Below are 11856 nucleotides of genomic sequence, written 5' to 3'. Positions count from 1 at the left end.
AGCAAGTGGGTACACCCCGAACCGAACTTTAATTAGCAAGATTTTCAAAGATCTCTCGTGCTTACAGCGTATAGCTGCTTAGCACATTATTGAATTATTAACGAACTATTGATGTATAATTTATAATGTATAAATATCATGAGAAGACTTCAAATGATGACGGAAGAGGAGGTGAAATACCTCGTTATTCACTGCTCGGCTACGAGATGTGACCGAGACTATACGGAGGAAATGTTGCTCCGTGACCATCTGGCTCGCCACTTCCGTGGCATTGGTTATCACTTCTATATCCGAAAGGATGGTAAGAAGACGCAGCACAGAATGTTGCTGGAAGTGGGTGCTCATTGTGTACCTTATAATAGATGCAGTATCGGCATCTGCTATGAGGGTGGACTGGACGAGCATGGCAAACCTGCCAATACGCTCACCAAAGAGCAGGAGGAGCGAATCGCTGATTTGCTCATCAATCTGCACAAGCTCTTTCCGAAAGCGAAGATTGTGGGGCATCGTGACTTGCCGGGTACCACACCAAAGGAATGTCCTTGTCTTGATACCCATGCCGTGTTCGGGTGGATAGAAGAGTTGTGATTAGTGTTCGTGGGCTTGGTGATATACGTTATCATCAAGTCCATGCCTTATTCTTCCACCACTGCAAAGTCCTCTTTGTATAATCCACGAATGGCTACAGCGTAGCCTCCGAAGTCAAAGACGAGCTGACGGTCACGGTCGATACGGACGATGTATCCCTCGCATCCTTTGAAAATGCCTGTTTTCACACGTAGTTTTACATGGTCTTTGGCAAATTTCTCGAATGGGTCTCTAAGAAAGGTCACTCTCTCAGGATTGTCTTTCAGGACAGTCATGAAAGGTTGCATCACCTGATTACTAATAGATGCAGGCTCACCCTTGCATCTGTCATTTACTAAATGGTATTGTGGGTAATATGCTCTTAGAAAATCTTGCAGGTCGCCAGTTTTGCCCTGCAAGAAGACAAGTCCGCTAATGGTTGGCTTCAATTCTTTCTTTACTCCTCCGTTCTCGTTCTTTTGTCTGTATGTGTAAGAACGATGGATAAAACAAGCATGGGAAGAATTGGGATTTTTCTTATTATAGGTTTCCATTTCTTTTTCAAAAACCTGGGCTGTCTTGTTATGGATAAACAGATAACCCCAAGGCATTCCTTCTATACCTGGATCCGATTTTTTATCAGCCCCAGTAATGTTGATGCCCTTTGGTAAGCGCTTGCTTACGTCGGCTGTAGAAGGTGAATTCAAGCAATCCTGCGTCATATTCTCGTTCTACTTTATGTTCTTGGCTACAACCATACATGATGATTGAGGAAGCCTGGCTTCTTTTATATTATTATGCATAATCTTAATATCTTATGAGCATTAGCCGATATAATCTTGCACATGCTTATTTTTTTACATTCGTTGCTCATTCTTATTAGGAATGAGCAAAGCATTCGGAAACAAACGAAAATCCGCAATTTAGAGGAAGCATATAATGCCGATTAGCTAAACATTTGTAGTATATTTTGGGAGTTATATACAAAAAAATAATTAAATTTGACAGATAATTCAGGGAAAATTAGTATTTTTGCATTTAGTTATATCATTCCTAATAAGAATGGGCGAAGTTTGCTAAACATTTCCACAAAGTGGTTTTGCGGGTGAATTTATGATAGTTCCTTTACAAAGGTATACACTTCAATGGTATCTTCAAGCCTATCATCTTTCCGATTTGTCGATGATGGCTTGCATCGGTTTCATCCACTCGATATTGATATTCTGGTGGGTCTTGCGGCGGTTATAACTCACCAAACCAAATTTCAGGTCTGTCTTCTTTAGGAACGCCATATCTACGAATGCCATGCCTCGCAGATAGAAGCTGAGCAGGAACTGGTCTCGTGTCTTGTCAAGGGATGATCCTCTTGGCAAGTCCAACTTTTCTATCTTGCGAATATCCTTTACAGTAATGGCTCGTTTGGCGGCATTGGCGTAGTTATTCCTGGTACCAATGCACTGCATCTGCTTCATCTTCCAATCTATTTGTGACTGGATGAGGTGATAATACAATGTGCCTTCCTTTCCTGGCACTGAGGATGCTCTGAATTTTACTTTTACTGTTGCCATAATACTAACTTTCTTATTTTTGAATCATGTATTTTTTTATGAACTTCGCATAGTGGCAACTATTGGTAATTTTTCTGAGACAACCAAAAAACTTTAGAATTGTTAAGAAACAGAAAAGCCGTGCAACTCATTGAGTTACACGGCTTTCCCGATAATATTTATTTTGTTTCTATGTCATTTTATTGACTTTACTTAACCTCCTCGAAGTCAGCGTCCTGAACATCCTGGGCGCCATTGTTGCCGCCTTGTGCCTGCTGACCGCCCTGAGGACCTGCCTGCTGACCGCCCTGATACATCTGCTGAGAAGCAGCCTGCATGACGGTGTTCAAGTTGTTGATAGCTGAATCGATGGCTGCAACATCACCAGCCTTGTGAGCATCCTTCAACTGCTGCAATGCCTGCTCGATGCCTGGCTTCTTGTCTGCAGGAATCTTATCACCGTTATCCTTCAGGAAGTTCTCGGTGGTGAAGATCATGCTGTCTGCCTGGTTCATCTTGTCAATCTTCTCGCGTTCAGCCTTATCAGCAGCAGCGTTCTGCTCTGCCTCAGCCTTCATGCGGTTGATCTCGTCCTCGCTCAAGCCAGATGAAGCCTCGATGCGGATGCTCTGCTCCTTACCGGTAGCCTTATCCTTAGCTGATACGTTCAAGATACCGTTGGCATCGATATCGAAGGTAACCTCAATCTGAGGAACACCACGGCGAGCTGGAGCAATACCTGTCAAGTTGAACTGACCGATGCTCTTGTTCTGAGCTGCCATTGGGCGCTCACCCTGCAATACGTGGATGGTAACCTCTGTCTGGTTATCAGCTGCTGTAGAGAATACCTCGCTCTTCTTGCAAGGGATGGTAGAGTTAGCATCGATGAGCTTGGTCATTACACCACCCATGGTCTCGATACCGAGAGTCAATGGAGTAACGTCGAGCAATACGATGTCACCAACACCCTCTTCCTTGTTCAGGATGGCACCCTGGATAGCTGCACCTACTGCTACTACCTCATCAGGGTTAACACCCTTGGAAGGCTCCTTGCCGAAGTAGTTCTTAACGAGTGTCTGAACGGCTGGGATACGGCTTGAACCACCAACCAGGATAACCTCGTCGATATCTGATGTAGAGAGCTTAGCGTCACGAACGGCATTCTGGCAAGGTACCAAGCAAGCCTGAATCAGGTTGTGAGCCAACTGCTCGAACTGTGCACGGGTCAAAGTCTTAACTAAGTGCTTTGGCATACCGTCAACGGCTGTGATGTAAGGCAAGTTGATTTCTGTAGATGTAGAGCTTGACAACTCAATCTTAGCCTTTTCAGCAGCTTCCTTCAAACGCTGCATAGCCATAGGGTCCTTGCGGAGATCTACGCCTTCCTCAGCCTTGAAGCCATCAGCCAACCAGTTGATGATTACCTGGTCGAAGTCATCACCACCCAGGTGAGTATCACCATTGGTAGAAAGTACCTCGAATACGCCGCCACCGAACTCCAGGATAGAGATATCGAATGTACCACCACCCAAGTCGAATACGGCAATCTTCATATCCTTGTTAGCCTTGTCAACACCGTAAGCCAAAGCTGCGGCTGTAGGCTCATTTACGATACGCTGAACGTTCAAACCTGCAATCTGACCTGCCTCCTTAGTAGCCTGACGCTGAGAGTCAGAGAAGTAAGCAGGAACTGTGATAACAGCATCTGTAACCTCCTGTCCGAGATAATCCTCTGCAGTCTTCTTCATCTTCTGGAGAACCATTGCAGAAATCTCCTGTGGAGTATATTTGCGACCCTCGATTTCAACACGTGGATAACCACCCTCGTTTACTACTATATAAGGCATTGCCTCAGCCTCTTTCTGGCTCTGAGCGTATGTCTCACCCATGAAACGCTTGATAGAATATACTGTGTTCTTAGGGTTTGTGATGGCCTGACGCTTAGCAGGATCACCTACCTTGCGGTCACCATCCTTAACGAAACCTACTACTGATGGAGTAGTACGCTTACCTTCACTGTTAGCGATTACAACTGGTTCGCTACCTTCGAAAACGGCAACACAACTGTTTGTGGTACCCAAGTCAATTCCAATTACTTTTCCCATGATTATATCTTTTTTTTATTTTTTCGTTATTAATATGTTATTTATCTCATGAATCGCTGCCTTCGGGGAAGTCTGCCGAAGATATGCATCTGTCGGGAACCTCCTGAACTCAGCGTTCACGCTTTCCTTAATAACAAAGCATGTGCCAAGGGAATTTTAGTTCAAGGTGGCTGACAAGGTGTCAGATGATGCTGACAAAATAAAAGGAATCAAGATATAGGAGGCGATAAAATGTCGCATTCTCCCTATCTTGATTCCTGTAATATGATTGAGAAATCTTTCTTTTCAGATAAAACTCCTATATATAATAAGGTGTAAAACCTTATCTTACTTTATTTCTGCTCCTTGGCAGAAAGTGCTTCGCGAACCTTAGCCTCCAGTTCGTCGAGAAGCTCAGGGTTATCCTTGAGCAATGCCTTGCAGGCATCGGCACCCTGTCCGAGTTTAGAACCGCCATAGCTATACCAGCTGCCGCTCTTTTCGATGATGTCGTTGGCTACTGCCAGACCGAATACCTCACCGGCACGGCTGATGCCTTCGCCAAACATGATGTCGAACTCAGCCTTGCGGAAAGGAGGAGCCACCTTGTTCTTCACAACCTTTACGCGAACCTGATTACCTACTACCTCATCGCCATCCTTGATGGCTGTTGCCTTGCGAATGTCCAGGCGAACAGATGCATAGAATTTCAAAGCGTTACCACCGGTGGTTGTTTCAGGGTTGCCGAACATAACACCAATCTTTTCGCGCAACTGGTTGATGAAGATACAGGTAGTGTTGGTCTTGCTGATGGTAGAAGTGAGCTTGCGGAGTGCCTGACTCATCAATCGAGCCTGAAGACCTACCACATTGTCACCCATATCGCCTTCGATTTCCTTCTTAGGAGTCAAGGCGGCTACAGAGTCAACAACTACGATGTCTACAGCAGCAGAACTGATCAGCTGGTCGGCAATCTGCAACGCCTGCTCACCGTTATCTGGTTGTGAAATCCACAAGTTATCAACATCAACGCCCAATTTAGCCGCATAGAAACGGTCGAAAGCATGCTCAGCATCAATGAAAGCAGCGATACCGCCAGCCTTCTGAGCCTCTGCGATGGCATGGATAGCCAATGTTGTTTTACCGGAAGATTCCGGACCATAAATTTCGATGATACGTCCCTTAGGATAACCGCCTACGCCCAGTGCATTGTCGAGAGCGATACTACCTGTAGGGATAACTTCGATATTCTCAACGTGCTCATCGCCGAGTTTCATGATAGAGCCCTTACCGAAGTCCTTTTCTATCTTTGCCATGGCTGCCTGAAGGGCTTTCAGCTTGCCTTCATTGGGATTCAATTTTCCCTCTTGCATTTCTTTTGCCATATCTTATTTAGTTTAAAGTTTAGTCAATTTCCAAATCGCCATCAAACACTTCGTGCCATGGCAATCCCTGCTTGTTGAGCTGCTCCATGAATGGATCTGGGTCGAACTCCTCTACGTTCCAGACGCCTGGCTTCTTCCAGATGCCCTTGAGGAACATCATGGCACCAATCATGGCTGGCACACCTGTGGTGTAGCTGACACCCTGCATACCGGTTTCGTTGTAAGCCTCCTGGTGCTTGCAGTTGTTATAAACGTAGTAGGTGCGCTCCTTGCCATCCTTCTTACCACGGATGCGGCAACCGATAGATGTTTCGCCATCATAGTTCTCACCGAGATCCTGTGGGTTAGGCAATACAGCCTTGAGGAACTGCAATGGAACAATCTTCACCTTGGCTGTCTTGCCGGAACCGTCTGCCAATGGAGCCTCGTACTCGATTTCGTCGATGCGGCTCATGCCGAGGTTCTGAATGCAGTCGAGGTAGGTGAGATACTGCTGGCCGAAGGTCATCCAGAAGCGTGCCTCCTTGATGGTAGGGTAGTTCTTTACCAGGCTCTCCAACTCTTCGTGGTGCATCAGATAGCTCTCGCGAGGGCCGATGTTAGGGTAGGTGAGAGGCTTGTGGATAGACAATGGGTCGGTTTCAATCCATTCGCCATCCTTATACCAGAGTCCCTTCTGGGTAATCTCGCGGATATTGATTTCAGGGTTGAAGTTGGTTGCGAAAGCCTTGTGATGGTTACCGGCATTGCAATCCACGATGTCGAGCACCTCAATCTCATCGAAGTGATGCTTGGCAGCGTATGCGGTGAAGATGCCGGAAACACCTGGGTCGAAACCGCAGCCGAGGATAGCGCAGAGACCTGCCTGCTCGAACTTATCCTTGTAAGCCCACTGCCATGAGTACTCGAAGTGAGCCTCGTCCTTAGGCTCATAGTTAGCGGTATCCATATAGTTGCAACCGCAAGCCAGACAGGCATCCATGATGGTGAGATCCTGGTAAGGCAAAGCGAGGTTGATGACAAGTTCAGGCTTGTAGCTATTGAAGAGAGCCTTCAACTGCTCAACGTCGTCGGCATCCACCTCAGCTGTCTGAATATCCATCTTGTAGCCTTTTGCGTGGATATCCTTAACTAGCTTATCGCACTTTTCCTTGCGACGGCTAGCAATCATAAACTCGGTGAAAACGTCCTGGTTCTGGACGATCTTGAAGGCAGCTACGGTAGCCACGCCACCTGCGCCAATCATAAGTACTCTACTCATTTTTTATCTTTAATGTTAAGTGTTTAATGTTTACTTTATCTCATTTGCCGAAATTCCCAGGGCATTCATGAGCGAATAACCGAGAATCTCCTGTCTGAAGTTGCCGCCTGGCATGGGCTGCATGGCAAAGAGGGTGATGCGCCTGTCATCGTCATCTACCTTACGGAGTATCTCGCGGAGTCGGTCGTAAGCATCTCCATCCTCAGAATTTGGGATTACCATCACTCGCTTCACCTCCTTGGCGTTGCATACGGTGCGTGCCACATCTACGAGGAAGTCATCCTTGCCTACCATCTTCTCCTCTGTAGGATAAGAAGAGATGATGAATTCTCCGAGCTTATCATCCTTGAAAGCCTGAGCGTTCAGATCCTTCTCATAGTTGGCAGGGCGGAAATTCTTCATCGCCATCGACTGCTTGTCGTGGATAAGCACAACCTGTGTCTCGTGCTCGCCCTCTCTCAGACCTCCATCAAGGGCAATGCAGACTGCCCATTGTGCCATATCGGCTGGTTGGATGCGACGGTTAATCATTCGTTCGAAGTTGACTATCAGGTCGAAAGCCACTCGGTCGATATAATCGGCGTCAGCGATGATTACATTCTCGCTCCATTTTATATTGTTGGTATCTAATGTATTCATTGGTGCAAAAATTAAGCAAACGAGCATGATGAAAGCTTGCTTTCAAATTGTCGAGTGCAGATTATTTCTGCAAATTTACGAATAAATTTCGTAATTAAGGCATTTTGAAAATATAAAATAATAAAAAAGATAGTATTTTCATCATTTCTTCATTTGATGGAATACTATCTTCTGTATTTTATGTGATAATCCGAGGCTCTTCTTCTTTTTATTCTCCGGTCTTCTTTCTCGGCAATCCGGGCTCTTCTTCTTTCTGCTCTCCGAAGTCTTTTATGCGATAATCTTCGCCAGATAATGCCCGGTGAGCACGGCGATAAGTCCCAGCGCCAGGCTTCCGAAGAGATAGAGCATCATATAGAGGTAATTTTCTTCTTTCATCAGTCCTGCTCCCTCGTTTATAAAGGTAGAGAAGGTAGTGAATCCTCCGCAGAATCCCGTGGTAAGCAGCAGTTTGGCAGATGGCGACATCCATCCCCCTTCCCTCCAGTTCAATCCTGAGAGAAACCCGATGATGAGGCATCCTGCCACATTCACCGCCATCGTTCCGAACGGAAAGGCAATCACCGTGCAGGATTGCACCATCTTCGATACCCAATATCTCATGCCGCCTCCGAAGAAGCTGCCAATGCTTACTATCAATATCTCTTTCATCTCCTTATCTCCTTATATAATAAATATGTGATTTATAAAATGCAATCGGAGAGAGATTCAGTTCTCTCCCCAATCATCTATTGTTCCTGTTTTTGATGAGAAACTGCATCCTATCTTGAATATCTTTCTCTTATCTGATAAATATTCCCGAGCATATCCCATATCTTCGATTTGCTGGAGTGCTTCTCTTGCGCTTCCATCCCTCTTAAACTCAAATATATAAATGTATAGAGGAGTTTCTATGATGCAATCTACTCTTCCTTCGCTCTGTTCTTTTTCAATGAAGATGGTATAGGAGCTGATCATCCTCAATACCAGATAGAATGTATATTGGAAATAACGCTCCTTCTCACGTTCATCATCTTTTCTTCGTTGGGAATAAGGGATGCTGGCAAAGAAAGAAACCATCAGCTGATGCAGCTTTTTGCATTCTCCCTTTCCCAATGCTTCGATTACCTGTAGAACCCAGGAATCTGGTGAAACCTTTGGTTTCAGATAATCTGCAGCCAGCAAACTGATGAATCCCCTTCTTACTTCATCGTTCGGAAAATCCAACAGATAGGAATTGGTATTCCTTGACCATCCCTTGATAGTCAGATATCCGCTTTGATATATCATTGGCAAAGGACGCTCTACGGTGGCCTTGTAATCGTCGAAATCCTTGGTGGGATAATATTTCCCCACCAGTTCGTTGATGTTTTCATCGCTATGAGCTAGCAGGCGAACCAGATAGGTGGGCGAACCCGTTTTGAACCAATAGTCATCGATGAGCATTTCCTTGAAGGCGCGCAAGATACTGAAAGGATTATATACGCCTCGCATCCTGCGGCTGAAATGGTAACCATCAAACTGGCGTTTCAGTTTTATCAGCATATCTTCCTTTGAAACATCATATTCCTCGGCCATTTCTGTGATTTGCTGCGCAAAGGTTGATTGCAACTCGTCTTCAGTGATGCCGAGAAGCGTATCGAAGTGGGCAGAAAGGCTGATGTCTTCGGGTTGGTTGAAACCGCTGAATACGCTTACTTGCGAAAACTTGGTAACTCCCGTAAGCAGAACGAATTGCAGGTCTTTGTCGGCAGCCTTGAATACACTGTAGAAACCTTTCAGAATTTCCCGATGCCTATCTTCCAACAGCCGCTTGTTGCCATCTGCATCGGTTGTTTTCAGTGTAGAATCCAATACGTCTAGCAGAGGCTTGTCGTATTCATCAATAAGGACAACGGCGCGAAGTCCTGTTTTTTCGTGGGCATTTCTCAGTACGCCAATGAATCTGTCGCCGAGGGTGGAAGCAAAGGGAGCCTTGCCATAGATGGCCTCCTGCGATTCAACGAAATCAATCAGCGTCTTCTCCAGCTGACCTGCTTGTGTGAAATCCTTGCCGTTGAAATCAAGGTGGAATACCGCATATTGTTTCCAGTCGGTTTCCAGATGATCAATGGCTAGGCCCTTGAACAGTTCTTTTCTTCCTTGGAAATAGCATTCCAGTGTAGATACGAGAAGTGACTTTCCAAATCGTCTGGGACGACTCAGAAAGTAAATCTTGCCATTTTCTACCATATCATAAATCATCTGAGTCTTATCTATATAAAGATATCCTTCTGTGATGATTTTCTCAAAGCTCTGTATGCCTATCGGATATTTCATATTGCCCATACTCTTGTTTCTTATTTTCTGCAAAATTACAAAAAATAACGATACAAGCAAATTTTTTATGTACCTTTTCTTAATTTTTCCCTCTAATCTTTCTTTAAAGGGATAAATAGAAGCAGGGAAGATTCCTCTTCTTACAGATAAGATTATGTTGAACAATTAATATTAATAGGAGAAACAAGTTATGAAACGAGTATTCAATCTTTTGGTAGTGGATGAGAGTGGCAGCATGAGTATTATCGAGCGCCAGGCACTGGTGGGCATCAACGAGACCCTGACCACGATTCAGAAAATGCAGAAGACGCATAAGGACATGGAGCAGCGGGTTACGCTCATCACCTTCGACAGCACCCACAAGAATCTGTTTTATGATAATGTGTCTGCTCATCATACTAAGCCTTTGAAATCAAGGGATTACAACCCATGTGGCGGCACCCCTCTTTATGATGCCATCGGCATGGGCATCGCCAAGATCAACGCCCTGACCACCGAGGATGATAGCGTATTGGTAACCATCATTACAGATGGTGAGGAGAACTGCAGCGAGGAGTATGATTTGAAGATGATCAAGAACCTCATTGAGAAGTTGAAGAAGCAGAACTGGACCTTTACCTTCATCGGCACCGATGATCTTGATGTGGAGAACATAGCTCATGGTATGGGCATCGACAACCACTTGCAGTTCTCAGAAGATGAGGCTGGCACCAAGGCGATGTTTGCCAGAGAAAACAGAGCCCGAGAGCGCTACAACAAGTGCCGTGCGATGGATTGCAAGATGGAAGCAGGCAGTTATTTTGAGGAGAAATAAAGGATGGACCTCAGTATAAGCAGAGAATTACCCGCAAGCGAGTAAACTAAATTATAATATGAGGGGTGTGTTATAAGGCAATGGCGCACCCTTTTTGTTTTTGCAACAGATGGAATATTGAAAAGGATTAGTGTTTTTCTATCTGCTGTATTATAATTGTTTTTTTCAAGAATTGCCATAATCTGCCATATATTGCCATAAAATCAGCGAAATATAGGTGTTTTAGAGGAATTTTGGGACTAAAAATAAGAAAGCATTGAACAAAAAAACTTTTCCCCGGTTCAATGCTGGGCGTTTTCAATCTCTTTTTTGCAATTTTGACTGACGACGTAGAAGAAATTACGTCCCGACGTAGCATCTGATACGTCCCGACGTACAGTCTACTACATCCCGATGCAGTTTCCAAGACGTTCTGCCTACTCTCAAGTAAGTTCTTAATCAGGCATGACGTAATTTAAGCCCTCATAATTAGGCTTATTGAAATTCTACTTCGTTGGTTAAAATACGAGTTCCTCCTGTCCTGAGTTCTGGGATATTGATACGTATATCGCAATCTATTACGCAAATATGTCCGTCTGGAGTACGAAGAACATTCTCATCATGCATATCGCTAAGATAAATATCCTTATTTGCAAAGGTCCAATTTCTAGGATTGATAGATTTAAAACCCATTTGTTCCACGAAAGTTGCAATCTCAGTGTCAGTCATCATCTTGCCGTGAATAAAAGGTTGTTCTATTATCACCATAAAATCTTTATTGGTATTTCTGCCAAATCCCAATACATTCATTTCTGTTTCTTCGAAATAAGCATTGTGCAAAGAGATTCTATCTAAGGCCAAGATAGGCTGGATGAAATAATCTAACCCGATAGCCTTTAATACTTTATTACCATTGTCAAACACAATGGCTTCTCCGCCTTGATCGATTTTTTCGCCCAATCTTCTATTCTCTTCTCTTGGATCTTTCCGAGTTGCTGCTCTCTTTTGAAACTGCCTTCTGGCGCAGAGAGTTGATCTGTGCCAACTTCTGCTCCCGCGAGTAAGGATGCAATAACATGGATTCTACCTCCTTCACGGCACCCATACTGTTCTGACGGTGAAAATCGTTTATATAAGATCTTTCCAGTACTGAATTGTTCTGCATAATCATCTAATTTTGCTAGACCTTCAGATGTAAATCCTTCATTGATTATGTCACTGATGGACATCCAAAAATCATGATTCGTCATATTTACTTGTTTTAATTGCCACAAAATTACGG

12 protein-coding genes are annotated in these 11856 nt (G+C 44.5%); 2 read left to right on the top strand and 10 right to left on the bottom strand.

Going from position 1 to position 11856, the window contains the following annotated elements:
• Window positions 1–138 precede the first annotated feature (138 nt).
• Window positions 139–588, top strand: a complete 450-nt coding sequence (locus ACTQ53_RS09665) for an N-acetylmuramoyl-L-alanine amidase (protein WP_441932856.1) — start codon at window positions 139–141, stop codon at window positions 586–588.
• A 47-nt stretch (window positions 589–635) separates the two neighbouring features.
• Here the strand turns inward: ACTQ53_RS09665 and ACTQ53_RS09660 are convergent, their stop codons facing one another.
• The 8 genes from ACTQ53_RS09660 to ACTQ53_RS09625 form a co-directional block, all read right to left on the bottom strand.
• Entirely contained in the window at window positions 636–1289 is a 654-nt protein-coding gene (locus tag ACTQ53_RS09660; RefSeq protein WP_441932855.1) for a hypothetical protein, read from the bottom strand.
• A gap of 441 nt (window positions 1290–1730) precedes the next feature.
• The gene (locus ACTQ53_RS09655; protein ID WP_441932854.1) at window positions 1731–2135 is read right to left on the bottom strand and encodes a hypothetical protein; all 405 of its coding nucleotides are present in this window, start codon (window positions 2133–2135) and stop codon (window positions 1731–1733) included.
• Window positions 2136–2323: 188 nt separating this feature from the next.
• Window positions 2324–4219: a molecular chaperone DnaK gene (dnaK, locus tag ACTQ53_RS09650; protein WP_441932853.1), complete on the bottom strand. Its 1896-nt coding sequence runs from the start codon at window positions 4217–4219 to the stop codon at window positions 2324–2326.
• Window positions 4220–4551: 332 nt separating this feature from the next.
• Window positions 4552–5583, bottom strand: coding sequence for a recombinase RecA (recA, locus tag ACTQ53_RS09645; protein WP_294970343.1), 1032 nt, complete (start codon window positions 5581–5583; stop codon window positions 4552–4554).
• Between the two features lie 19 nt (window positions 5584–5602).
• Window positions 5603–6844, bottom strand: coding sequence for a saccharopine dehydrogenase family protein (locus ACTQ53_RS09640; protein ID WP_006848470.1), 1242 nt, complete (start codon window positions 6842–6844; stop codon window positions 5603–5605).
• Between the two features lie 30 nt (window positions 6845–6874).
• Window positions 6875–7483 carry a DUF6621 family protein gene (locus ACTQ53_RS09635; protein ID WP_441932852.1) on the bottom strand — a complete coding sequence of 203 codons (609 nt, stop codon included), beginning with the start codon at window positions 7481–7483 and terminating at the stop codon, window positions 6875–6877.
• A gap of 270 nt (window positions 7484–7753) precedes the next feature.
• Window positions 7754–8134, bottom strand: a complete 381-nt coding sequence (gene crcB / locus ACTQ53_RS09630; RefSeq protein ID WP_441932851.1) for a fluoride efflux transporter CrcB — start codon at window positions 8132–8134, stop codon at window positions 7754–7756.
• Window positions 8135–8191: 57 nt separating this feature from the next.
• Window positions 8192–9781 (bottom strand): AAA family ATPase, encoded by a 1590-nt coding sequence (locus ACTQ53_RS09625; RefSeq protein WP_441932859.1) that lies wholly within the window; start codon window positions 9779–9781, stop codon window positions 8192–8194.
• Between the two features lie 190 nt (window positions 9782–9971).
• Between ACTQ53_RS09625 and ACTQ53_RS09620 the strand changes: the two genes are divergently transcribed.
• Complete coding sequence (locus ACTQ53_RS09620; protein ID WP_218417003.1) at window positions 9972–10595, top strand: vWA domain-containing protein; 624 nt, start codon at window positions 9972–9974, stop codon at window positions 10593–10595.
• A gap of 474 nt (window positions 10596–11069) precedes the next feature.
• Here the strand turns inward: ACTQ53_RS09620 and ACTQ53_RS09615 are convergent, their stop codons facing one another.
• Together ACTQ53_RS09615 and ACTQ53_RS09610 are read right to left on the bottom strand one after the other, a co-directional pair.
• Entirely contained in the window at window positions 11070–11534 is a 465-nt protein-coding gene (locus ACTQ53_RS09615; protein WP_441932850.1) for a putative polyvalent protein kinase domain-containing protein, read from the bottom strand.
• Window positions 11535–11538: 4 nt separating this feature from the next.
• Window positions 11539–11739 carry a hypothetical protein gene (locus tag ACTQ53_RS09610; protein WP_427866531.1) on the bottom strand — a complete coding sequence of 67 codons (201 nt, stop codon included), beginning with the start codon at window positions 11737–11739 and terminating at the stop codon, window positions 11539–11541.
• Window positions 11740–11856: the final 117 nt, after the last annotated feature.

Origin of the sequence: Prevotella sp. Sow4_E9_plate, assembly GCF_052116205.1 — a bacterium.
Lineage (GTDB): Bacteria > Bacteroidota > Bacteroidia > Bacteroidales > Bacteroidaceae > Prevotella.
The sequence above is the reverse complement of the archived record's forward strand: the minus strand, read 5'-3'. Positions and strand labels throughout refer to the sequence as shown.